Raw genomic sequence first — 24,120 nt, forward strand, 5'->3', positions numbered from 1 at the left:
TGCTGTCGTCCAGTCAGGCCATACATGAGATCTACGCCATATCGTTCAGATGGCAGGCACTGAACTGGCCGGGCGTAATTTCGCGCAGCAACGGACGTTCCGCCTTGCAACGCGGCATCGCATGAGGGCACCGCGGATGAAATGCACAGCCGCTGGGCGGGTCCAGCGGCGAGGGCAGCTCGCCCTTGATCGGCTGATACGTGCGCCGGCCGGGCGTCAACGTCGGCAGCTCTTTCAACAGTGCTTGGGTGTACGGATGGTTGGCGCGCTGAAACACCGTGTCGGTCGGCGCCAGCTCCACCACGCGGCCCAGATACATGATGGCCACGCGGTCAGAGATATGGCTGACGACGCTCAGGTTATGGCTGATGAACAGGTAGGTCAGGTCCAGATCGTCGCGCAGCTGTTCAAACAGGTTCAGCACCTGCGCCTGGATCGAAACGTCCAGCGCCGCGACGGCTTCATCGCACACGATCACCGATGGCTTTAGCGCCAGCGCCCGCGCAATGCCGATGCGCTGGCGTTGGCCGCCCGAGAACTGATGCGGATAGCGTTGCGCGAAGGTCGGGTCCAGCCCCACCTGCCGCATCAGCCCCGCCACGTAATCAGCCTTGTCACGCGCGCGGATCAGGCCGTGCGCCACCGGCGCCTCGCCGATGATCTCGCGCACGCGCATGCGGGGGTTGAGCGATGCGTACGGGTCCTGGAAGATCATCTGCACGCCAAGCTCGTAAGCGCGGCGCTGCGTGCCCGTCATCGATTTCACGGGCTTGCCCTGGTAGTGCACGTCGCCGGAGGTAGGGGGCAAGATGCCGGACACGACGCGGCCCAAGGTGGATTTTCCACAGCCCGACTCACCCACGATGCCGATGACCTCGCCCGGCTGCACGTCCAGGTCCACGCCGGCCACGGCGTGCACCACCTGCGTCTTCAAGCCCGCGCCCAACAGGTTCGCAATGCGCCCGGCCAGGTCCACGGGCTGCACGAAGCGCAGTTCCACGTCGCGCAGGGACAGGATGGGGGCGGCGGCGTCGCGTTCTGCTGCGCTCATTTTGGGTCTGGGTCTCCGGCGTGCCAGCAGCGCACCCACTGCGCCGGGCGGACTTCAACAGGCTGCGGTTCGATCAGACAGGCATCCGTCGCGCGCGGGCAGCGCCCCCGGAAAGCACAGCCTTGGGGCAAGTTCAACAGCGACGGCGTCATGCCTGGGATTGGCACCAAGGGCCTGCCGCGCGACTCGGGAGTCGGTATTGATGCGATCAGGCCATGCGTGTAGGGATGCATGGGATGCGTGATGACGTCGCGCGTGCTGCCGGTTTCAACCACCCGGCCCGCATACATCACCGACACCCGATCAGCCAGCCCGGCCACCACCGCCAGATCGTGCGTGATCCAGATCAGGCCCGTGCCGGTCTCGCGGCACAGCTTCTGCACTTCGAACAGGATCTGGCCCTGGATGGTGACGTCCAGCGCGGTGGTGGGCTCGTCGGCAATGATGAGACGCGGGGAATTGAGCAGTGCAATGGCGATCGCCACACGTTGCCGCATGCCGCCCGACAATTGATGCGGATACGCACGCAAGCGCTCCTGCGGCGAAGGTATGCCCACCATCGTCAGCGTTTGCAGGGCGCGTTGGCGCGCCTGCTCGCGCGACACCTTGTGATGGGCGCGCACGGCCTCGATCATCTGCGTATCGACGCGCAGCACGGGGTTGAGCGTCATCATCGGGTCCTGGAAGATCATCGCGATTTCCTGGCCCCGCAATTGACGCCACCGCGCGGGCGTGGCGCCGCGCAGGTCTTCGCCATTGAGCCGCAGGCTGCCTTCCACGATGCGGCCGGGTTCATCCAGCAAGCCCATCAGCGAAAAACCCGTGATGCTCTTGCCTGATCCCGACTCGCCCACCAGACCCAGTATTTCCCCTTCGGCCAGCGTCAGGTCCACGCCGTCCACCGCCTTGACCACGCCATTGCGGGTAAAGAAATGGGTCTTGAGGCCCTGTACTTCAAGCACGGCGGGGGCCACGTCCACGGGCGATTGCACGGCGCTGCTCTGCATCGCGTCCCCCTAATTCGCGTGACGCGGGTTGAGCACATCGCGCAGGTGGTCGCCCACCAGATTGATGGCGATGATGGCCAGCGCCAGCGCGATGCCGGGGAAGAACGAAATCCAGTACTGGCCCGACAACAGGTATTCGAACCCGTTGTAGATCAGCATGCCCAGCGACGGTTCGGTGACCGGCACGCCCACGCCCAGGAACGACAGCGTGGCTTCCAGCGCAATCGCGTGCGCCAGGTCGATGGTAGCGATGACGATCAGCGGCGGCATGCAGTTGGGCAGCACATGCCGGAACAGCACGCGCCCCCACGACAAGGACATGCAGCGGGCGGCTTCGACGTACTCCTTGCCGCGCTCCACCAGCGCCGCGCCGCGAGCCGCGCGCGCGAAATACGCCCATTGCACGACGATGAGCGCGATGATCACCTTATCCACACCTTTGCCAAGAATCGCCAGGAGCATCAGCGCGACCAGGATGGCCGGGAACGAAAGCTGGATATCCACAATCCGCATCAGCAGCGCATCGATGCGACCGCCAAAATAGGCGGCGATCAAACCCACCGTGGCGCCTATGCCGAAAGCCGCCAGCACCGAGACGGTCGCCACCATCAAGCTCGTGCGCATGCCGTAAAGAATCGCGGACAACAGATCGCGCGCCTGCCCATCGGTGCCCAGCCAATAATGTATGGACCCGTCGCCGCTTTCGCTGCCGGGTTTGAGCTTGGAGTCCATGATGTCCAGCGTCGCCAGATCATAAGGATTCTGCGGCGCGATCCACGGCGCCAGCAGCGCCGCGCCCACGATCACCACCAGCATTACCAGACCCAGCGTGGCGAGCTTGCTGGCGAAGAAGTCCGACACGAAGCGTCGCCAAGGTGTCTGTTCTTTTTTCGCGGCGACCGGCGCGGCGGCGGTGGCAGGGCTGTTCATCGACGGCTATCCAAACGTACGCGGGGGTCCAGCACCGTGTAGATGATGTCCACCACCAGATTCAACATGACCAGGAAGAACACGATCAGCAGCAGATACGCGACCACCACGGGGCGGTCCAGGTTGATGATGGAGTCGATCAGCAACTTGCCCATGCCCGGCCACGAAAATACGGTTTCGGTGACCACCGCAAACGCCATCACCTGACCGAATTCCAGCCCCGCCACGGTCACGACGGGAATCAGGATGTTCTTCAACAGATGCACGCCCAGCACGCGCTTTTCCGACAGGCCCTTGGCGCGTGCGAACTTGATGTAGTCCATCGGCAGCGCTTCGCGCGTGGCGGCTCGGGTGACGCGAATGATCATCGCGCACTTGGCGATGGCAATCGTGGCGGCGGGCAGCGCCAGGCTCATCCAGCCGCTCAACGTCAGCACGCTCAGTTGCAGCGATCCGATGCTGACCGTCTTGCCGCGTCCGCCGGCGGGCACCCAGCCGAGCATCACGGCAAACACCATGATGAGCATCAGCCCCACCCAGAAGTTCGGCAGCGAAAAGCCCAGCACCGATCCCGTCATGATGGCGCGCGAGCCCGGCGCCTGCGGCTTCAAGCCCGCAAGAATCCCGAGCGGCACGCCGATCAGCACCGACAGCAACATGGCCACGGTGGCCAGTTCGACGGTGGCCGGCATGCGCTCAAGAATCAGGTGCATGGCGGGCTCGCCGGTCAGGAAGCTGTTGCCGAAATCACCGCGCACCGCCTGGCTCATGAAGATCAGGTATTGCCGCCACAGCGGCAGGTCCAATCCCAGCGATGCGCTGATGGCGGCGCGCTGCGCCTCGGTGGCTTCCGGGCTGGCCAGCATCGACACTGGATCGCCCACCATGTAGATGCCAGCAAAAACCAACGCCGACATGACGAGCATGACGACGATGGTTTGCAGCAGCCTTCTTACGATTGTTGCCAGCACTGGAGACCGCCTGCGTCGCGCGTTACTTCTTCAAGGTTGCAAACTGCGCAAGCGTGACCTGGTCGGGGCGGCCCTGGTAGCGGATGTCGCCCTTCATCGCCCACACGGACAGTTCGAAGTGAACCGGCAGCATGGCGTAGTCATCCATGGCGATGTTGCTGGCCTTGGACAGCAATGCGGCGCGCTTGGCGTCGTCCATGGTGGATGAGGCCTCTTTGACCAGCTCGTCCATCTTCGGGTTGGAATAACGGCTGCGGTTGGTGGTGCCCAGGCCGGCTTCGGGATTGCGCGTCACCAGCAGGGAGGTCAGCGCATTGGACATTTCGCCGCTGGTCACGGACCAGCCCGCCAGATAGGCCGAGAACGAATAGCTGTCACGGTTCTTGAAGAACACGGGGGGCGCCATCGCATCCACGCTGGTCTTCACGCCGATGCGCGTCCACATCGATGCGATGGCTTGCGCCACCTTCGAATCATTCACGTAGCGGCCGGATGGCGAACCCAGCGTGATCGAAAAACCATTCGGGTAGCCGGCTTCTTTGAGCAGGGCCTTGGCCTTTTCGACGTCGGCCTTGGGCGCCTTGGAATGCTCTTTGCTGGAACCGAACATCGGATAGGGCAGCAGATTGCCTGCCGGCAGCGCCACGCCGCCCATCACGCGTTCCACCAGGGCATCGCGGTTGATCGCGAGCGACAGCGCTTCACGCACGCGCTTGTCTTTCATGGGGTTCTTGTCAGTGCCCTGAATGCCCGGCGACGGCTCGGCGTACTGGTCCAGGGCGACATACACCACCCGTACCGACGGCGTCTCTTCGACGTATAGCTTTTTGTCGCCCTTGAGCTTGGGCAGATCGTCGGTGGGGGGATCTTCGATCATGTCGACGTCACCGGCCAGCAGCGCGGCGACGCGCGCGGCGGCGTTGCTAATCGGGCGATATACCACGCGGTCCCACTCGGGCTTCTTGCCCCAGTAGTTGTCGTTGCGCGCCAGCACGAATTCCGCGCCGCGCTTCCAGGACACAAATTTGTACGGACCCGTGCCGACCAAGCCATCGCCGCTATTCAATTCGGTGGTGGTCTTGCCTTCGGCGGCCGGGCCGGACGCGGCCTTCTTCGACATGATGGGCAACTGCGCCAGATTCACCAGCAGGTTCGGCGCGACTTCCTTGGTGGTGATGCGCACGGTCATGGGATCGACCACTTCCGTCTTCGCTACCGACCCCAGATACAGCGTAAAAGGCGACGGGCTGTTGGGCACCTTCGGCACGCGGTCATAAGTAAAGACGACGTCTTCGGCGGTGAACGGCGTGCCGTCCGAGAATTTGACGTTGGGACGTAGCTTGAAGGTCCAGACCTTGCCATCCACCGTCCAGGATTCCGCCAGCGCGGGCTGGGGCTTCAACTGTGCATCGGTGGCGACCAGCGTATCGAAAATGGTTTGGGAGATTTGCGTGTTCGGCGTCAACGCGTGGTACTGCGGATCCATCGACGAGGGCTCGGTCTTCAGGGCGATCACCAGATCGCGAGCCATAGCGGAACTGAATGTGCCAAAGGCCAACATCACCGCGGCAGAGCCGCAGGCCAAGACACGCGAAAACCGAGATGCCATCGTGATCTCCCTGAGTTGTTTCGGGTTTTGAACCTCGGGGCCACATTAACCAGCAAACAAGGGGCCGCGCAACAGTTATATTCCCCTATTGTTCTCGCTCTCCCGCCTCTCAGATATGTCCGCTTACGCCCCCATCGCCGCCATTGCCACCGCCCCCGGAAGAGGCGGCATCGGCGTCGTGCGCGTTTCTGGTGCGGACCTGTCCGAATTGGTGCGGCGCCTTTTCCAGCGCGATCTGACACCGCGTCACGCGCACTATCTTCCGTTCAAGACAAGCGATGGCGAACTGCTTGATGAAGGCATCGCCATCTACTTCCGGGCGCCGCATTCCTATACCGGTGAAGACGTGCTTGAACTGCAAGGCCACGGCGGCCCGGCCGTGCTGCGGCGTGTGCTGGAAAGCTGTGTGGCCGCCGGCCGCGACCTGGGCGTGCGCCTGGCCGAACCGGGCGAATTCACGCGCCGCGCTTTCTTGAATGACCGCATGGATCTGGCGCAGGCCGAAGCGGTCGCGGACCTGATCGACGCGTCATCGGTAGCGGCTGCGCGCGGCGCGATGGCGTCCCTGTCTGGTGAGTTTTCGGCACGTGTGAACGAGCTGTCGGACCGCATCATCCACCTGCGCATGCTGGTCGAAGCGACGCTGGATTTTCCGGAGGAAGAGATCGACTTCCTTGAAAAATATCAGGCGCGTCCGACCCTGGACGCGTTGACGGCTGACCTGTCCAAATTGATCGCGCAGGCCCGCCAGGGCGTCATCTTGCGCGAGGGCCTGCACGTGGTGCTGGCCGGCCAGCCGAACGTGGGCAAATCCAGCCTGCTCAATGCCCTGGCGGGCGACGACATCGCCATCGTCACCCCCATCGCGGGCACGACGCGCGACAAAGTGGTGCAGGAAATCCATATCGACGGCGTGCCATTGCACATTGTGGACACGGCCGGATTGCGCGAAACCGAAGACACCGTCGAGAGCATCGGGATTGCCCGCACCTGGCAAGAAATCGAACGGGCTGACGTTATTTTGCATCTGCAAGACGCCACTCAACCCGGCGACGAACTCGACGCGCAGATCACCGCGCGACTGCCGCCGCGTACACCCGTCCTGAAAGTTTTCAACAAGGTGGACCTGTTATCCACAGCTTTCGCGCCGGGCGAGGGCGAATTGGGCATATCGGCCAAGCGCGGCGCAGGCCTGGACGCTCTGCGCGCCGCGCTGCTGCACATCGCCGGCTGGAACCCGGGGGCGGAATCCCCCTGGCTGGCACGCGAACGCCATCTGCACGCGTTGCAGCAGGCGGCCGAACATCTGGCGCTGGCGGGCGAACATGCCGGCCAGGACGACCGGGTGCTGGACCTGTTCGCGGAAGAACTGCGCCTGGCGCATGAAAGCCTGAGCAGCATCACCGGAAAATTCACCAGCGACGATTTGCTGGGGGAGATCTTTTCCAGTTTCTGTATTGGGAAATAGCCGAGGTTTCGATGGGTGCCAGCGGCACCCATCCAGCGCGTTGAAACCTGCATGAACAAGGGGTTTCTGGCGTATCAGGGTCTGCTTCAGCGGCCGAGAGCCGTGGCAGGCCCTACGCAAATTTCCCGAAAGAGATCGATCGGCTTTGTGGATTTGGTGAAAGGCGAAAACCGGTGATTCGCGTCAACGGCGAGCGCATCGAAGCATGATTCGCCAAATCGAAAATTGTGAGCTATTACTCACCTTTATCCTTCGCTGAATTCTCCACGGTTTTTTGCGCTCGGCGGTTGTTGGCCAATGACTTCGCGTAAACCGATTCCGGCCGTATGCGCGATGCAATCACGAAAGCCGTGATGCAGGCGAGCATCAATGGAAGCATGACTTCATAGCTTAATGTCATTTCGAAAATCATCAGGATCGACATGAGCGGCGCATGCGTGGTGGCGGCCAGCAATGCACCCATTCCCACCACGGCGTAGCTCGATACCGGCGACAGGTCTCCCACCGGAACCAGGTTTTGCAGACCGGTCCCATACAACGCACCCAGCGCCGCCCCCACGAACAGCGTGGGCGTGAATACGCCGCCCACCGCGCCGGAGCCCGCGCTTGCGCCGGTCGCAATTATTTTCATGACGAGGATCGCGGCTACCGCTTGCCATGCCCATTGCGTGTGCAACAAGCTGTTGACCACGCTGTAGCCATTTCCCCAGACCTCCGGGTTGACGACCGACAGCGCACCGACGATCAAACCGCCCAGCGCCATGCGGATCCAGAGTGGTGTGGGCAAGCGGGAAAATGCGCTGCGCGCCGTGTCCAGAAAACGCAGGAACTGCGGCGCGACCAGGCCCGCCGCCACGCCCAGCCCCAGATAGTTGATGACTTCCCAGCCGGATACGAATTCAAAATGCGGCATATGGAACACCGCGTCGTAGTGCAGGATCTGGCGCGTGACGATGTTGGCCACCACGGATGACACGACCAAGGGTACCAGCGTCGCGGACGAAATCACGCCGAACACGATTTCCGAAATGAACAGGGCGCCGGCAATCGGCGCGTTGTACGCCGAGGTGATCCCGGCCGTTGCGCCGCAGGCTACCAGCAAGCGCAAGTGACGCGGCGGCAGCAACAGGAATCGCCCGGTCAACGAAGAGAACATCGCGGCCAGCTGCACCATCGGCCCTTCACGGCCAATGGAAGCGCCCGAGCCGATGGAAAAAATGGATGACAGGCTGCGCGCGAGCGTCTGGCGCAATCCTATGACGCCACGGCCAATCGAAATGGCTTCCATATAGTCCGCCGCGCCCCGGCGGGGCAGCCAGCGCGCGGCCATTTGCAGGATGACGCCTGCTATCGCGCCCCCGACGGCGGGAAGCAGGAACCGTTGCCAGGGTTCCAGGCCGCGGGCCAGCGAGACCATGCCCTGCGGCTCATCTGCGCCACTGAGCATCGTCTGGGTCCAAGCCAGAAGTTCTCGAAAAACCACTGTGGCCAGCGCGCCGAACAGTCCCATCAGCGCGGCAGCGCACAGGGTTGTGGGCAAATTGTCGGCAAGAAAACGGTCTCTGAGCCCGTTCAACCAACGCCTTTTTCTGATTTTGATCTCTGTAGCCATGGCCGGATTCTACGGCGGAAGCTGCTCACTTTTTGTTCAGTTCGACGTCAACAATGGCGCGACATACCCCCTCGCGGGGTGGATTTCCTGCGAGCGCCTGGGGCCGTTTTTGGGCCTCTGCAAGGGCGAAAAACCGGGTAGGCAGAGGGCTGTTTTTCGGGGTAAAAGTGCCGCTTTCCGGTCCGGTTTGCAGGAAAGGGCCTGTGGATAACTCCTAAGTAGCCAGGTTGTGCACATTGTGTGGAGGCATGTTGAACAAGCGGGCCTTTTTGGGGGTGCTCGAAATGTTGTCCAACTTCAACTTTTTTCCCACACAGAGTTCTTGCACAGGCAAAAACGGCTGCAAGCTGATGAAAAGAATCAGGATTTCAAGGTTAAGGTAGTTATCCACAGGCCTTATTAATCATTAGTCTTTATATAAAGAGAAATAAAGGAAAAGCCAAACATGCTTTCCCATTTCGCCCAGCCACTCCCCCCCGGACTCCGTCCATGCGCATCCTCCTGATAGAAGACGAAGCCGAACTTGCTCGCTGGCTTTCAAGAAGCCTGGCCCGACATGCGGGCTTCGTCGTGGAATGGGCTGACGACGGATTGGTCGCCGAAAGAAGGTTGGCGGTTGAAGAATTCGACGCCGTCGTTCTGGATTTGGGATTGCCTGGCATGGACGGCCATGCCTTGCTGGCAAAAATTCGCGCGCGAGACGATCGAACGCCGGTGTTGGTCTTGACCGCGCGCGATTCTTTGGCAGAAAAAATCGGCACGCTGCACCTGGGTGCTGACGATTTCTTGCCAAAACCCTTTGTTGTGGAAGAGTTGGAAGCGCGATTGATCGCACTGATCCGGCGCAGTCGCGGCAGAGAACACCCGCGCTTGTCTCTGGGAAACCTGGTTTTTGAAACTGCGGCTCAGAAATTCACGGCCTCGGGACAGACTTTGCAGTTATCCCCACGTGAACACGCGGTGCTTCGCGTCCTGATTCAAAAAAGTGGCGAGCCGATCAACAAACAGCAGATTCTTGACCGCATCGTCACCGACGATGTGGACATCAACCTGGAAGCCATCGAGGTACTTGTTCACCGTCTGCGCAAAAAATTGGCGGACACCGGTGTGCAGATAGTGACCATGCGGGGCATGGGCTACTGCCTGGAGGCTGTTGTTGACAACTAGAAATCCAAAAAAAACGGGTTTTTTCGCGGCGAAAAAACGCAATCGCACGCTGAAAACGCAGTTGCTCTGGTGGTTGATTCCCACCCTGGTCCTGGTGATGATGGGCGCGCTCTGGCTGTCGAACCACCAGCTGCGCACCCAGGTCGACATTGCCTACGATCGCTCGCTCGCTGGCGCGCTGCGCGCGATCGACCACAACATATCCACAGCCAGCGGTGGATTAGCCATGGAGCAGCCTTACCTGATGCTTGAATTTTTCGAGCTGACGGCCAATGGCAATGTGTTCTACCGGGTGGCCACTGAAGACGGGCTGGCGGAAATCGGGCATCCAGACCTGCCCATGCCTGCGCAAGCCCTGAAATCTGGCGAACCGCAGTTTTTCTACGCGACCTACCAGGGTGCGCCCGTGCGCGTCGCCGCGCTGGCGAGAACCATGGATCCGCCCCTATACGCAAACAAAGGGGGCCGTATCATCGTGCAGGTCGCGGAGGGGCTGGAAAGCCGGCAGGCGTTCCTGCATCAGGTCCTGGTGCGCTCCGTGGAACGCGACCTGGCGGTGATCCTGATCAGCGTGTTGGTCATCATCCTGGGCGTTTTCATGGCGCTGAGGCCCCTGGTCCGACTGCGACAAGAAGTGGAAGGGCGTTCTGGAGACGATTTAAGCCCCGTCAGCGCGTCGGAGATGCCAGGTGAGGTCCTGCCCCTGGTTTCGGCTGTAAACCTCCACATGGCCCGTTTTGCGGCCCAGGCGAGGGTGCAGAGTCAGTTCCTGGACGACGCCTCGCACCAATTGCGCACGCCCTTGTCGGTTTTGCGGACCCAGACCGCCTATGCCCTGCGGGAAACAGACCCCCAGGAGGTCCGTACAGCCCTCCTGGCGATGCAAGAGGGGTTGGACAGGGCCGTACGCACCACCAACCAAATGCTCGCGTTGGCGCGCGCTAAGGACGCTTCCCTGGCCGAAGGGGGCTACACGGCGGAGCCCGTGGATCTGGTCGAGCTGGCGGACGCCGTCATCCGCACCTTGCTGCCGGCCGCTCGCGCCCGGCAGTTGGACATCGGCCTGGATGCGGCCGAGCGCCCGGTTTGCATCTACGGGGCGGAGTGGCTGCTGCGCGAAGCCATCACCAATCTGGTCGACAACGCCATCCGCTATGCCCGGCACGCCGGAGTCGTGACGGTGACGGTGGAAACTCAGGACGATCAGGCGCGCCTGGTGGTTGAAGACGACGGGCCTGGCATGTCGGCGGAAGACATCGCCCGGGCCTGCGTGCGTTTTCGGCGCGGTGCGGCGGGCAAGAACACGTCCGGGGCGGGATTGGGCCTGGCCATCGTCGGCACCATCGCTGAGATCCTGGGCGCGAGGTTGGTTTTGGAGAATCGCCCCGACAGGACAGGGCTGCGGTCAGCCCTGGTGTTTTCCCGGACGGCTTCCCCGCAGCGAGCATCTGATGCTGCGACGCGTCATGAAAACAGCCCGGATTGAAAGGTATTGGAAAGCTTCGGTTTTGTACGGTAGGGTCCGCTGATGCCCGTGCAGGCAGCAGCCATACCAAGACCTATAAAACTCGGAGACGCAAGAATGCAGACCAGCCTGAAGCTGCGCCTGGCCGCCTTGGCGGCGCTTGGCGCGATGACCTTGTCCCTGGGCGCCGCCCACGCTGCCGACGAGCCGCGCCGCCCCGAATGCATCGCGCCGGCCCAGCCCGGCGGCGGCTTCGACCTGACCTGCCGCCTGGCGACCGAGGGCCTGAAGCAAAGCGGCGCGCTCAAGAACACCATGCGCATCGTCTACATGCCAGGAGGCATCGGCGCGGTGGCGTACAACAACATCGTGGCGCAGCACCCCAACGAGCCCGGCACCATCGTCGCGTTCTCGGGCGGTTCGCTGCTGAACCTGGCGCAGGGCAAATTCGGCAAGTACAACGTCGACGACGTGCGCTGGCTGGCCGGGATCGGCACTGACTACGGCGTGGCCGTGGTGCGCAACGATTCGCCCTATACCGACCTGAAGAGCCTGATGGACGCCTTCAAGCAGGATCCGACCAAGATCGTGCTGGGCGCCGGCGGCACCGTGGGCAGCCAGGACTGGATGAAGGCCGCACTGACCGCCAAGGCCGCGGGCGTGGACTTCAAAAAGATGCGCTTCGTCGCGTTCGAAGGCGGTGGCGAAGCCGTCACCGCGCTGCGCGGCGGGCATATCCAGGCATACATGGGCGATGCGGCCGAAGCCTTCACGATGCTGGAAGGCGGCGCGCCCATACGCGTGCTGGCGGTGTTCAACGACCAGCGCCTGCCCGGCAAGCTGGGCACGGTGCCCACGGCGAAAGAGCAGGGTTATGACATCGTCTGGCCCATCATTCGCGGCTTTTACGTCGGCCCCAAGGTGTCCGACAGCGACTACAAGTTCTGGGTCGACGCCTTCAACAAAACGGCCGCATCGCCCGAGTTCGACAAGCTGCGTCAGCAACAGGGCCTGTTCCCGTTCAACAAGACGGGGCCGGAGCTGGACGCCTACGTCAAGAGCCAGGTCAAGGTCTACGGCGAACTGGCCGACTCGTTCGGCCTGATCAAGAAGTAAGCCGGCCGCAAGGCCTTTCTACGGATCGCGCCCCGGCGGCGCTCTCCGCGCCGCTGGCTCTTGCCAGCGGTGCGCGGTAGCGGCCACGCCCGCGCTTTCCCACATAACGGAAAAGTGGATCATGAACGATCGAATCCTGGGCATCGGCGCGCTTGCGCTGGCCGCCTTCATGACAGCGGCAGGGTGGGGCATCGAAGCGCCATTCGCCTACGAGCCCGTCGGCCCGCGCGCGTTCCCCCTGCTGGTGGCGGGCATCATTGGACTATGTGGGCTGTGGCTCATCTACAAAGGTGGGCACACGGTGCCGGCAAACCCGCCGGGGGCCAACGGACGCATCGCGCTGATGATGGCGTTTACCGTCGCCTACGCCTTTCTGTTCCAGTGGCTGGGGTTTGTCGTCGCCACGACCTTGATGACGATTTTCGTGGGACGCCTCTTCGCAGGCAGCTGGATCAAGTGCGCCATCGGCGGCGTCGTCATGAGCCTGTTGTTCTTCCTGCTTTTCGACAAAGTGCTGGACGTCGTGTTGCCTGCCGGCCTGCTGGAGACTTTGCTATGAGCGGCATTCTTGATCATCTTTCGATCGGCTTTGGCGTCGCGTTTTCGCTGACCAACATCTTGGTGGCGATGATCGGATCGTTCATCGGCACGCTGGTGGGCGTGCTGCCGGGCTTGGGACCGGTGAACGGCGTAGCCATGCTGATTCCGATCGCCTTCGCCATGAACCTGCCGCCCGAGACGGCGCTGATCCTGCTGGCTGCCGTCTACGTGGGCGCGGAGTATGGCGGCCGCATTACGGCGATCTTGCTGAATGTGCCGGGCGAGGCCAGCGCGATCATGACAACGCTGGATGGCTATCCGCTGGCGCGCCAGGGCCTGGCCAACGTCGCGCTGTCGCTGTCGGCGTGGTCGGCCTTTTTTGGTGCGATTGTCTCGGTGGTGGGCATCATCCTGCTGGCCCCGCTATTGGCGAAATGGGCGCTGGCCTTCGGTCCCGCCGAGTACTTCGTGCTGATGATCTTCGCCTTCTGCTGCCTGACCAGCCTGCTGGGCAAGCAGCCCATCAAGGGCGTGCTGGCGGCGATGATCGGGCTGTCGATTTCCGTCGTGGGCGTGGATGCGAATTCGGGCGTGTATCGCTACACCTTTGATTCCGTGCACCTGGCTGACGGCATAGATTTCGTGGTGGTCGTGATTGCCTTGTTCGCGGTCAGCGAAATGCTGGAGATGTTGGAAAAGGTGATGGCCGGCCATAGCGTCGAAGTCGCGCCCAGCGGCCGCAAGATCTTCAACCTGAAAGAGCTTGCATTCACGTGGTGGAGCGTTGTGCGCAGCGCGTTGGTTGGGTTCGGCGTGGGCGTGCTGCCGGGCGCAGGGGCGAGCGTGGCTGCCGCGGTCGCGTACTCGCAGGAAAAGCGCATCATCGAAGCCAAGGACCCCGAGGCCAAGTTCGGGCGCGGCGATATGCGCGGCCTGGTCGCGCCGGAAGCCGCCGCCACCGCGTCCGCGATCGGCTCCTTCGTGCCGATGCTGACGTTGGGGGTGCCAGGTTCGGGCACGACGGCGGTAATGATGGGGGCGCTGACGCTCTACAACATCACGCCGGGCCCGGTGCTGTTCGACACCAAGCCTGAACTGGTGTGGGGCTTGATCGCCTCGCTGTTCGTGGCCAACGTGCTGCTGTTCATCATGAACGTGCCGCTGGTGCGCCTGTTCTCGAAGGTGCTGTCGGTGCCGGGTTGGCTGATGGTGCCTGGCATTCTGTGCATCAGCTATATCGGCGTCTATGCCATCAACGCCGGCACGTTCGACCTGCTATTGGTGGCGGGGATCGGTGCGCTGGGCTATTTCCTGCGCAAGTTCGGCGTGCCCATGGCGCCACTGGTGCTGGGCGTGGTGCTGGGCAACATGATGGAGCAGAATCTGCGGCGCGCCTTGTCGATGACCGACGGCGATGTGCGCGTGTTGTTTGCCAGCCCCGTCTCGGTGTCGATGTGGGTCGCTGCGGTGGCCGTGGTGGTGGTCCCGCAAATCCTGCGTCGCGTTCGTCGGGCGCGAAAGGTGGCAGTGGACGCGGCTTGATTGCATCGCGAAAGAATGCCTTTGCGATGACGAAAACCGGGGCGCTGAATTGCTCCCCGGCTTTTATTTGCGAACAACGCGAGTAATTACTCGTATTGTGTTTTTGACCTTCAGACCTGAGCCAATCTTTCCAGCGCCGCATCCAATGTGGCGTCTTTCTTGGCAAAGCAGAAACGCACGATCCGATGGTTGGATTCGGCCGCGTCGGGCTGCCGGTAAAAGGCCGAAACCGGGATCACGGTCACGCCGTGCTTGATCGTCAGATCGCGGGCGAAGTCGGCTTCGTTCTGCTTGGAAATCTGGCTGTAGTCGGCCAGCAGGAAGAATGTACCGGGACTGGGCAAGGCACGGAATCGCGTCTTGGCCAAGCCGTCCGACAGGCGATCGCGCTTGGCCTGGTAGAACGCAGGCAGATCCAGGTAGGGCTTGGGATCGCGCATGAATTCGGCCAGCGCAAACTGCATGGGCGAAGGCACGGTGAACACCATGAACTGATGCACCTTGCGCAGCTCGGCGCTCAGTTGGCGCGGCGCGCAGCAATAGCCGATTTTCCAGCCGGTCGTGTGATAGGTCTTGCCGAACGACGAAATGACGAACGCGTGTTCGGCCAGCAGCGGACGGCGCGCCACGCTGGCGTGCGGCTCGCCATCAAACACGATGTGTTCGTAGACCTCGTCCGACACCAGCAGTACACCGGTATCGCGCACGATCGCCTCCAGGGCGTCCAGGTCGCCCTCATCGAGCACGGCGCCGGTGGGATTGTGCGGGAAGTTCAGCATCAGCAGGCGCGTCTTGGACGTGATGGCGTCGCGCACACGCTGCCAGTCGATGCGGTAGTAGGGGTCGGCTTCAGTCGGCGCGCGCAAGGGCACGGGCACGGCTGTACCGCCCGCCAGGCGGATCGCCGGCAGGTAGGAGTCGTAGCAGGGTTCGATGACCACGACCTCGTCGCCGCTGCCCACGGCCGCCAGCACCGTGGCCATCAGGGCCTCGGTGGCGCCGCTGGTCACGGTGATTTCGGTTTCCGGATCGTAGGCGTGGCCGTATAGCGCCTGGGTCTTCGCCGCAATGGCTTCACGCAGCGGCGCAACGCCGGGCATGTATGGGTATTGGTTATGCCCGTTCGCCATGGCCTGGGTGACCAGCGCGCACAAGGCGGGGTCGGGATCGAAGTCGGGAAAGCCCTGGCCCAGATTGATGGCCTTGTGCTCGATGGCCAGACGGCTCATGACGGTGAAGATGGTGGTGCCAACGTCGGGAAGTTTGGATCGGATCATGGTGGACGCGAAGGAGTACGCAATGGGCGAAAGAGAGTTTTCGTAAGTATCCCACTAACTCATAATTCGCTTTTCGCGATTGGCGAAGTACGTGGATGGAATCGTGCGGCAAAACATGTTGTTCAGGGTGGCAGGCGGATTATCAATCGCGCTGGTGGGCGCAGTATTGGCGGTATGGGCGCATATGCCTTTGCCCTGGATGCTGGGCGCGCTGCTCGCGACGGCCGCGACACGCATTGCAGGCGTGCATACAGCTTGCCCCAGGCCGGCGCGCAATGGCGGGCAATGGGTGATCGGCACGTCGCTGGGCCTGTATTTCACGCCGCAGGTGATCGGTCATATCGGAAGCAATGCGGGCCCTATTGTTGTGGGCATGTTGTTTGCGTTGGGCCTGGCTTTCATGGGAACCGCCATGCTGCGCCGCTATACGGACGCCGATTTCAAGACCGCCTGGTTTTCGTCGGCAATCGGCGGCGCCAGTGAAATGGCCAGCCTGGCGGAACGCCACGGCGCGCGCATCGATCGCGTGGCGACGGCGCATAGCGTGCGTGTCCTGCTGGTGGTTATCACCGTGCCCTTCATCTTTCAGTGGTGGGGCGTGGCCGGCCTGGACCCGACGGTGCCTGGCCCTCGGACCGTCCATGAGGCGGGCCTGGCCGCCCTGGTGCTGCTCACGTGCCTGGGCGGGCTGGCGTTCATGAAGCTGCGATTGCCCAATCCATGGGTGCTCGGGCCCATGCTGGTGGCGATGATGCTGACCGCTTGCAGCATCGAGCTGTCGGCGCTGCCGGACTATGTCCCCAAGGTTGGGCAGCTGCTGATCGGCTGGTCGCTGGGCGACCGTTATCGGCCGGATTTCTTTCGTGCCGCGCCGCGTTTCATTGCTGTGGTGGCGGTCTTCACGCTAGGCGCGCTGGCCATGGCCTTTGGCCTGGGCGCGTTGCTGTCTTACTGGTCGGCGGCCCCCGTTCCCACGCTGATATTGGGCACGACGCCGGGCGGTATTGCCGAGATGGCGATCACCGCCAAAGTGCTCCAGCTGGGCGTGCCGGTGGTCACTGCATTTCACGTTACGCGCATGGTTTTCGTGGTGATCGTAACGGGGCCGATTTACGCGTTGCTGGCGCGCCGACAGGGCTAATTTCGCAGGGCGGTACTTGTGCCGAGTCTGAAAAATGCGACATTGGGGTAAACAACAATATGAGCCGCCAAGCCCGGATGAGTATGCTGATTCCGCAGTTGATTCAAGCAGCGCGCTGACTCGTTCTGTTGCTTGGCGACGAGCGGGAACACAGCAGCAACGCAGGTATTTCTACCGGTCGTTCAGTTCTCACGGCGTCCTTGATTCATTGCATGTCGACTTAATTACAGGACGCTAGAGAAAATGGCTCAGAAGGGCAAAGTTAAGTGGTTCAACGCTGACAAGGGTTACGGTTTCATCACCCCGGATGTTGGTGGAACCGACGTTTTCGCACACTTTTCCGCCATCCAGGGCCGCGGCTATCGCAGCCTGAACGAAGGCCAGGAAGTCGAATTCGAAGTTAAGGATGGTCCGAAAGGACCTCAAGCGGCCGAAATTCGCCCGCTCTAAATCGGGAAATCCCGTTTCCCGTCTGCCAGGTTCTACCTGGCTACAACGCCCCAAGATCTTCGGATCCGGGGCGTTGTTTCATTTGGGCGTGCATATTTTGCGAGCTCGTCATGCGGGCTCATCGCGCGAGTGTTAGTGTTCACTAACATGTTCTCAGCCCTTGGATAACTCTGTGGATAATTATTTTGGTGCGCTTGCTTTTTGGTGCGCATTAATGAAGCACGGGCATCCGCTTCTATAGGGTTTTGCACAGATTTTCAGTTTTCGCCTTTGGTGAATCCGTGTGGCGAGATTAAAGCTGACCGCGGTAGCTGGCCCCGCGTGCTTACCCCTGATTTTTCGCATTTCCCCGGGGAAATCGAGGCTTCCAGGCGATTTATCGAGGCTGACGCTCCGGTAGACGTGGGTTTTGCCAAGCGCCTTTCTGAGGCCTTTATGCCGGTTTCGTCAGAAGAAGGGGATGGTTGTTCACAAAGATATCCCCATCCCGGTTATGCACAGGTTTGATCGCCGAAAGCAAAAAAATGGGGTGCCCGGCCTGTGGATAGAAATGGGGATAGTAATCGTGCGGTGGTGGCGTCAATGCCTTTTTGTCGCTGGTACTTATTCCCAGACCCGCGATTGAGGCACCCGCTTTCTACCGAAATCACCGACTGCAGATAACCTCGCATTTTTGCTGCGAGCAAGTTCTCCACAGGTTTCACATGAAGCAGGCGATTGCCTCGTCCAAACGGATGATGGCGCGGGCGTTGGTAGCCGGGCAAGATACTTGTGTCATCAAAGGTCCGACTGTGGTCCGCTGCGGAAAGTACGCGGGACAAATCGGCGCGGTGTGAGCAAGTTTGTGGATAAACGGCTGGTCGGGATTTTGTCGCAATTTGACTAAGCGCATCGGTCCTAGTTCCCGAACCTACACGTCCTTTAAGAAAAATAAAGTTGGTCCGTGGGTGGGCATTGTCGAATCCGACAAACCTTATCCACAAAGTTGTCCACGTAAAAAATCGACGGTTTGTGGGGTATTGGCTCGACGTGAATTGACGTTCGAGCCGGAGTGGCTGCATCGAGGTAGAAAACGATTCTCCTATGAGGATCGACGTTTTTTGCGCCTGAGTTATGGCGCAGGTGCCGTAATCGCGGTACGCCCGTTTCCTGTTGCGCAGTGTCCTTGCGTATCCTCGCTTCAAAAGTTATCCCCAAAGTTGTTCCACGTGAAGGGGATCGAAATCAGGCACGTCTGGGTCGGGGTCATTGTTGATAACTCGTGCGTGCTTGTTGAACTGAAAAACCGTGTGCCGCTGCTTTGAGTCACATACGCGCTGGCTTTGATGCGAGCGCTTTGTGGCTTAGCGGATGACTACCGAATCCCGGTTGCGGGGTATCGCTAGTCCGAAAGTTTGCTTGGATGTATTTGGGCTGGCTTTCATCTCTCAAGGATTGAACCGCTGCAAGGCTCCTTTCCGACAAAAAAGTGAAAAAATTTGGTCTTTTTTGGGTAAGGGGTAGGGTAGGGTTCGAAAAATTGGTTTTTTATTTAATCGTTCGGTGTCGCCCGTCGCCCTGGAATGGCTGGAAATTCTGAGCCGATTGGATGCCGTGAATCATTTAAAGATTCTAAATTTGCCAACCGTCCTGGTTCGGATCGAAGGGTTTCGTGCTTTTGACGTTTCGACAGTGGGGCCTTTCGGTGTTCCACGTGAAACAGCACACGATTAGGTAAGCGGCGCAAGCGCGTAACCGCTTGGTGTTTCACGTGGAACATATCGATTACCTGACTTGTAGACGCCACATGTTCCACGTGAAACATTGGCTTCGTTCTCCGGGAGCGAGCCTGAAAATTAGACGCAGCGATGGCCTGTACTTCAAGAAGTTGGATTTGTATGAGATGTGACTGCGAGGGCCACCGGTCGGATGTGCTTTGCAATGAGACCGAACTATGGGCCCTCAAATGTTTCACGTGAAACACCGAACGCGGTCGGGGTAGTTGCCGAGCTCGCAGGCGCACTGTTTCACGTGAAACATTGGATTCGTTCGCTGGGACCGACCTTGAAAATTAGGCGCAGCGATGGCCTTCGTTTCACGAAGTCGGATCTGCATGAGATGGGGCGGCGAGATGGAGGAGGCCATCGGTCGGATGTGCATCAGACCGAACCAGGGGCCCTTCAATGTTCCACGTGAAACATCGCCCTCATATATTCGTTCGATGAACGGGCAGGCGTTCGCGATCGAACGCTGTTCCACGAGTGAAATGTTCCACGTGAAACATCCTGCCCGTCGGCGCTATGTCCTTCGCCCGCGGATGTTCCGCCCGGAACACCCCACGCTGCCGAACTCCCCAACAGCGGCAGGTGCCAACATATTCGTGGAGTTTCGCGCTCCACGTTGCCAATAGTCGACGCCTTTCGCCGACAGCCGTAGTCCAGAAACGCGGCAAGGAATGTTTCACGTGAAACATGGTATCCCTGCCTCTATAATGAGCACCGAACGCCTTCTTATCTTTCCTCCCCATCATGGACTATCCCCACGAATTCGATGTCATCGTCGTCGGTGGCGGCCACGCCGGCACTGAAGCGGCATTGGCTGCCGCGCGTGCAGGTGCACGCACGCTGCTGTTGACGCACAACATCGAAACCCTAGGCCAAATGTCTTGCAATCCCTCCATTGGCGGGATCGGCAAGGGCCACCTGGTTAAAGAAGTCGACGCCCTCGGTGGCGCGATGGCTCTGGCCACGGACGAAGCGGGGATTCAGTTCCGCATTCTTAACGGTTCCAAGGGGCCGGCTGTGCGTGCGACTCGCGCCCAGGCGGACCGGGTTCTGTACCGCCAGGCCATTCGTGGCCGCTTGGAGAACCAGCCTAACTTGTGGCTGTTCCAGCAAGCGGTGGAAGACTTGATGGTGGAAGGGGACCGCGTAGTTGGCGCGGTGACTCAGGTGGGTTTGAAGTTCCGCGCCAAGACCGTTGTCCTGACGGCCGGTACCTTCCTGAACGGTTTGATTCACGTGGGGCTGCAAAACTATTCGGGCGGCCGTGCGGGCGATCCGCCAGCTATCTCCTTGGGCCAGCGCCTGAAGGAACTGAAGCTGCCCCAAGGTCGCTTGAAGACCGGCACGCCGCCGCGCATTGACGGGCGCTCCATCAACACCAGCATTCTGGAAGAGCAGCCCGGCGACCTGGATCCCATTCCCGTGTTTTCGTACATGGGCAATGTGTCGATGCATCCTCGGCAGCTCCCGTGCTGGATCACTCATACGAACTCCCGCACGCACGACATCATCCGCGGAGGCTTGGACCGCTCGCCGATGTACAGCGGTGTGATCGAAGGAGTGGGCCCGCGCTACTGCCCATCTATCGAAGACAAGATTCACCGCTTTGCCGATAAAGAATCGCATCAGGTCTTTCTTGAACCCGAAGGCCTCGACACGCATGAGGTGTATCCCAACGGTGTGTCGACCAGCTTGCCGTTCGACGTCCAGCTGGAGCTGATCCATTCGCTGCGTGGTTTGGAAAACGCGCACATCATGCGGCCCGGCTACGCCATTGAATACGACTACTTCGATCCACGTGGATTGAAGAGCACGCTCGAAACCAAGGCAATCGGCGGACTTTTCTTTGCAGGTCAGATCAACGGCACCACCGGCTACGAAGAGGCGGCAGCGCAGGGCCTCCTGGCAGGCATCAACGCCGCGCTGCTTTCCCTGGGCCGCGACCAGTGGACCCCGCGCCGCGACGAAGCCTATCTTGGCGTGTTGGTTGACGACCTGGTCACGCGTGGCGTGACCGAGCCCTATCGCATGTTCACCTCGCGCGCCGAATATCGCCTGAGCCTGCGCGAAGACAATGCCGACCTGCGTTTGACCGAGATTGGCCGCCAGCTGGGTATCGTGGACGATGCCCGCTGGGACGCCTTCAATCGCAAGCGCGACGCCGTTGCGGCGGAAGTCGAGCGCTTGAAGTCTTCGTGGGTGAACCCGCGCATCCTGCCGCTTGAAGTGGCCGAACCGCTGCTGGGCAAGGCGATTGAACGTGAGTACTCACTAGCTGATCTGCTGAAACGGCCCAATGTTTCCTATGAAGCCTTGATGGCCGCGCGCAACGCCGACGGCTCGCTGTTGGCGGGTCCGGGCGTGGTGGGCGACGACGTCCTGGCCGAACAGGTCGAAATCCAGGTGAAGTACGCAGGCTATATCGCCCGCCAGCAAGACGAAGTCCAGAAGCAGATCTCGCACGAACTTCAGCCCATTCCCGCGGATGTCGACTACGACGCCGTGACGAGCCTGTCGTTCGAAGTGCGCCAGAAGCTCAAGACGCATCGTCCCGAGACCGTCGGCCAAGCCGCGCGCATCTCGGGCGTTACCCCCGCTGCAATCTCGTTGCTGCTCATACACCTGAAGCGCCTGCATTACGGCTCGCGCAAGCAAGCCGCATGACCGCCCATACCGATCAGGCCGGCGCTGACATGGCCGGCCGCCTCTCTCGCGCGTGCGAGCAGTTGGGCTTGGCCGTCGATGACGCGGCAAAGGCCAAGCTGTTGAATTACCTGGCGCAGATGCAGCGCTGGAACCGCACGTACAACCTCACCGCCATTCGCGATCCTCAGCAGATGTTGATCCAGCATCTGTTCGACAGCCTGTCGGCCGTGGCGCCGTTCTGCGAGGCGCTGGGCGCCTCGGGCGCGTCTGCCAAGGTCTACGACGTCGGATCCGGTGGCGGCCTGCCTGGCGTCGTTCTCGCGATCATGCAGCCTGCATGGTCGGTGACCTGCATCGACGCCGTAGAAAAGAAGACCGCATTCGTGCGCCAGATGAGCGGTGCGTTGAGCCTGCCCAACTTGCAGGCGCGCCATGCCCGCATCGAAACGCTGGAGCCGGCCGAGTGCGACATCGTCACGTCGCGCGCCTTCGCTTCGCTGGATGATTTTGCGCAGCTCGCGGGTCGCCACGTGCGCAACGATGGTACCCTCGTCGCGATGAAGGGCAAGGTCCCCGACGAAGAAATTCAAGCGCTGCACGCGCGCGGGGACTGGCAGGTCGATCATATTCAGCCGCTCCGCGTGCCGGAGCTGCAAGCAGAACGCTGCCTGATCTGGATGCGCCGCCATGAAGGGCGCGGCGAAGGACGCAGTCAAGGAACCCTATGAAGAACTTACCCCCCAGCACAACCGCCCGCGTCTTCTGCATCGCCAACCAAAAGGGCGGTGTGGGCAAGACGACGACCGCCATCAATCTGGCGGCGGGCCTTGCCACGCACAATCAGCGCGTGCTGCTGGTGGACCTGGATCCGCAGGGCAACGCCACGATGGGTAGCGGTATCGACAAGAATGCGCTGGAATCGAACCTGTACCAAGTGCTGATTGGCGAGTCCACCATCGAGCGGGCCCGCGTGAAGTCGGAATCCGGCGGCTACGACGTGCTGCCGGCGAATCGCGAGTTGTCCGGCGCGGAAATCGATCTGGTCCAAATGGAAGAACGCGAACGCCAATTGAAAAAGGCGATCGATTCCGTCGCGAGCCAATACGACTTTGTCCTGATCGACTGCCCGCCGACTTTGTCGCTGCTGACGCTCAATGGCCTTGCCGCGGCACACGGCGTCATCATTCCGATGCAGTGTGAATACTTTGCGCTTGAAGGCTTGTCCGATCTGGTCAACACCATCAAGCGTGTCCATCGCAACATCAATGATGACCTGCGTGTCATCGGATTGTTGCGCGTGATGTTCGATCCGCGCATGACCCTGCAACAGCAGGTGTCCGCGCAACTGGAAGCGCACTTTGGCGACAAGGTGTTCAAGACGGTTGTGCCGCGTAATGTGCGCCTTGCCGAAGCACCCAGTTACGGGATGCCGGGCGTGGTGTATGACCGGGCGTCACGCGGCGCGCAGGCCTACATCTCGTTTGGCGCGGAAATGATCGAACGCGTCAGGAAGGATTTGGAATAAATCCTGGCCATGTCCGCAGCCGCGCTCTTTTCTTCCACCGCATCGCCATCGATCCGCTCGTCGCCCGTCGACGAGCGTGACCGCTTGCGCGTTCGTCTGGAAGAGGCGGCGCTGAACGCGACGGCAGTGCGTTCGCAGCTGCTCTATGATGGCTGGCTCGTGCGCTTTGCGCCGTCACCAGCCAAGCGCGTGCGCAGCGTGAATGTGCTGGGGTTATCCACACGTCCGCTGGACGAGCGGCTGGCGTATTGTTCTTCGTTGTATGCGCGCCATGGCTTGCCCATGGTGCTGCGCATTACCTCCATCGGCCCCGATTTTTCGCTCGACGCCGAGCTGGAGGCCCGAGGCTATACCTATACCGGTGAGACCCGAGTCATGAGCATGTCGCTCGCCCCCAGACTCAGTGTCCGGGGCGGCCTGTCTTTCAGGATCGTCGATACCGACCGCTTCGCGCAGGCCGTCGGCGCCATGCGTGGGTCAACGGCCGAGCACATCGAAGAGCACCAGGCGCGTCTGCAAGGGCTGGCTGTGGATAAGCAGCCGGTGCTGGCTTTTGACGCGGCGGAACAATGCGTCGCCGCGGGCCTGGCCGTTCGCGACGATGAATTGCTGGGCCTGTTCGACATCGTCACCGATCCCGGGCAGCGGCGTAAAGGCTACGCCGATGCTTTGATGGATCACCTATTGAGCCATGGCGCCAACGGCGGCGCCACGACGGCGTATCTGCAAGTCGAGCCGGAAAATACCGCCGCGCGCGCCCTGTATGGCCGCTACGGTTTCAAAGACTGTTACGCGTATTGGTACCGCTTGCCCGCCGAGCAGCGGCACGCCTGAGCCCCG

19 protein-coding genes are annotated in these 24,120 nt (G+C 61.3%); 12 read left to right on the forward strand and 7 right to left on the reverse strand.

Features of this window, described 5'->3' with window-relative positions; genetic code table 11:
* Window positions 1-31 precede the first annotated feature (31 nt).
* The 5 genes from API01S_RS22890 to API01S_RS22910 are packed head-to-tail and all read right to left on the reverse strand — an operon-like array spanning window position 32 to window position 5,568.
* Window positions 32-1,051 carry an ABC transporter ATP-binding protein gene (locus API01S_RS22890; protein WP_061306205.1) on the reverse strand — a complete coding sequence of 340 codons (1,020 nt, stop codon included), beginning with the start codon at window positions 1,049-1,051 and terminating at the stop codon, window positions 32-34.
* Window positions 1,048-2,058 carry an ABC transporter ATP-binding protein gene (locus API01S_RS22895; RefSeq protein WP_061306206.1) on the reverse strand — a complete coding sequence of 337 codons (1,011 nt, stop codon included), beginning with the start codon at window positions 2,056-2,058 and terminating at the stop codon, window positions 1,048-1,050. The genes API01S_RS22890 and API01S_RS22895 overlap by 4 nt, the downstream gene beginning before the upstream one ends.
* A gap of 9 nt (window positions 2,059-2,067) precedes the next feature.
* Window positions 2,068-2,988: an ABC transporter permease gene (locus tag API01S_RS22900; RefSeq protein ID WP_006216613.1), complete on the reverse strand. Its 921-nt coding sequence runs from the start codon at window positions 2,986-2,988 to the stop codon at window positions 2,068-2,070.
* Window positions 2,985-3,959 carry an ABC transporter permease gene (locus tag API01S_RS22905; protein ID WP_006216612.1) on the reverse strand — a complete coding sequence of 325 codons (975 nt, stop codon included), beginning with the start codon at window positions 3,957-3,959 and terminating at the stop codon, window positions 2,985-2,987. The genes API01S_RS22900 and API01S_RS22905 overlap by 4 nt, the downstream gene beginning before the upstream one ends.
* A 22-nt stretch (window positions 3,960-3,981) precedes the next feature.
* The gene (locus API01S_RS22910) at window positions 3,982-5,568 is read right to left on the reverse strand and encodes an ABC transporter substrate-binding protein (RefSeq protein ID WP_006216611.1); all 1,587 of its coding nucleotides are present in this window, start codon (window positions 5,566-5,568) and stop codon (window positions 3,982-3,984) included.
* Window positions 5,569-5,683: 115 nt separating this feature from the next.
* Here API01S_RS22910 and mnmE point away from each other — a divergent pair, with 115 nt between their 5' ends.
* Window positions 5,684-7,036: a tRNA uridine-5-carboxymethylaminomethyl(34) synthesis GTPase MnmE gene (gene mnmE, locus API01S_RS22915; RefSeq protein WP_006216609.1), complete on the forward strand. Its 1,353-nt coding sequence runs from the start codon at window positions 5,684-5,686 to the stop codon at window positions 7,034-7,036.
* 235 nt (window positions 7,037-7,271) lie between these two features.
* Here the strand turns inward: mnmE and API01S_RS22920 are convergent, their stop codons facing one another.
* Window positions 7,272-8,648, reverse strand: coding sequence for a ClcB-like voltage-gated chloride channel protein (locus tag API01S_RS22920; RefSeq protein WP_061306207.1), 1,377 nt, complete (start codon window positions 8,646-8,648; stop codon window positions 7,272-7,274).
* A 489-nt stretch (window positions 8,649-9,137) separates the two neighbouring features.
* On the opposite strand from API01S_RS22920, the gene API01S_RS22925 reads away from it, so the two are divergent.
* The 5 genes from API01S_RS22925 to API01S_RS22945 all read left to right on the forward strand — a co-directional run bounded on the left by API01S_RS22925 (window position 9,138) and on the right by API01S_RS22945 (window position 14,478).
* Window positions 9,138-9,815: a response regulator gene (locus tag API01S_RS22925; protein WP_050728359.1), complete on the forward strand. Its 678-nt coding sequence runs from the start codon at window positions 9,138-9,140 to the stop codon at window positions 9,813-9,815.
* On the forward strand, window positions 9,805-11,301 hold the full coding sequence (locus API01S_RS22930; RefSeq protein WP_061306208.1) for a sensor histidine kinase: 1,497 nt from the start codon (window positions 9,805-9,807) through the stop codon (window positions 11,299-11,301). The genes API01S_RS22925 and API01S_RS22930 overlap by 11 nt, the downstream gene beginning before the upstream one ends.
* Before the next feature lie 147 nt (window positions 11,302-11,448).
* Window positions 11,449-12,396, forward strand: a complete 948-nt coding sequence (locus API01S_RS22935; protein ID WP_231689360.1) for a Bug family tripartite tricarboxylate transporter substrate binding protein — start codon at window positions 11,449-11,451, stop codon at window positions 12,394-12,396.
* 121 nt (window positions 12,397-12,517) lie between these two features.
* On the forward strand, window positions 12,518-12,955 hold the full coding sequence (locus API01S_RS22940) for a tripartite tricarboxylate transporter TctB family protein (RefSeq protein WP_006216600.1): 438 nt from the start codon (window positions 12,518-12,520) through the stop codon (window positions 12,953-12,955).
* Window positions 12,952-14,478 (forward strand): tripartite tricarboxylate transporter permease, encoded by a 1,527-nt coding sequence (locus tag API01S_RS22945; RefSeq protein ID WP_050728362.1) that lies wholly within the window; start codon window positions 12,952-12,954, stop codon window positions 14,476-14,478. The genes API01S_RS22940 and API01S_RS22945 overlap by 4 nt, the downstream gene beginning before the upstream one ends.
* A 110-nt stretch (window positions 14,479-14,588) precedes the next feature.
* Here the strand turns inward: API01S_RS22945 and API01S_RS22950 are convergent, their stop codons facing one another.
* Window positions 14,589-15,755 carry a pyridoxal phosphate-dependent aminotransferase gene (locus API01S_RS22950; protein WP_061306209.1) on the reverse strand — a complete coding sequence of 389 codons (1,167 nt, stop codon included), beginning with the start codon at window positions 15,753-15,755 and terminating at the stop codon, window positions 14,589-14,591.
* Between the two features lie 115 nt (window positions 15,756-15,870).
* Between API01S_RS22950 and API01S_RS22955 the strand changes: the two genes are divergently transcribed.
* The 6 genes from API01S_RS22955 to API01S_RS22980 all read left to right on the forward strand — a co-directional run bounded on the left by API01S_RS22955 (window position 15,871) and on the right by API01S_RS22980 (window position 24,114).
* On the forward strand, window positions 15,871-16,896 hold the full coding sequence (locus API01S_RS22955) for an AbrB family transcriptional regulator (protein WP_039882547.1): 1,026 nt from the start codon (window positions 15,871-15,873) through the stop codon (window positions 16,894-16,896).
* A 243-nt stretch (window positions 16,897-17,139) separates the two neighbouring features.
* A complete protein-coding gene (locus API01S_RS22960) occupies window positions 17,140-17,346 on the forward strand; it encodes a cold-shock protein (RefSeq protein WP_006216596.1) in 207 nt (68 codons plus the stop codon).
* Window positions 17,347-19,853: 2,507 nt separating this feature from the next.
* Window positions 19,854-21,773, forward strand: coding sequence for a tRNA uridine-5-carboxymethylaminomethyl(34) synthesis enzyme MnmG (gene mnmG / locus API01S_RS22965; protein WP_006216595.1), 1,920 nt, complete (start codon window positions 19,854-19,856; stop codon window positions 21,771-21,773).
* Window positions 21,770-22,483 carry a 16S rRNA (guanine(527)-N(7))-methyltransferase RsmG gene (rsmG, locus tag API01S_RS22970; RefSeq protein ID WP_050728364.1) on the forward strand — a complete coding sequence of 238 codons (714 nt, stop codon included), beginning with the start codon at window positions 21,770-21,772 and terminating at the stop codon, window positions 22,481-22,483. The genes mnmG and rsmG overlap by 4 nt, the downstream gene beginning before the upstream one ends.
* Entirely contained in the window at window positions 22,480-23,280 is an 801-nt protein-coding gene (locus API01S_RS22975) for a ParA family protein (protein ID WP_050728365.1), read from the forward strand. The genes rsmG and API01S_RS22975 overlap by 4 nt, the downstream gene beginning before the upstream one ends.
* A gap of 9 nt (window positions 23,281-23,289) precedes the next feature.
* Complete coding sequence (locus API01S_RS22980; protein WP_006216592.1) at window positions 23,290-24,114, forward strand: GNAT family N-acetyltransferase; 825 nt, start codon at window positions 23,290-23,292, stop codon at window positions 24,112-24,114.
* The last annotated feature ends 6 nt before the right edge of the window (window positions 24,115-24,120 follow it).

This window comes from Achromobacter piechaudii NBRC 102461 (assembly GCF_001571245.1).
Classification (GTDB): Bacteria; Pseudomonadota; Gammaproteobacteria; order Burkholderiales; family Burkholderiaceae_B; genus Achromobacter; species Achromobacter piechaudii.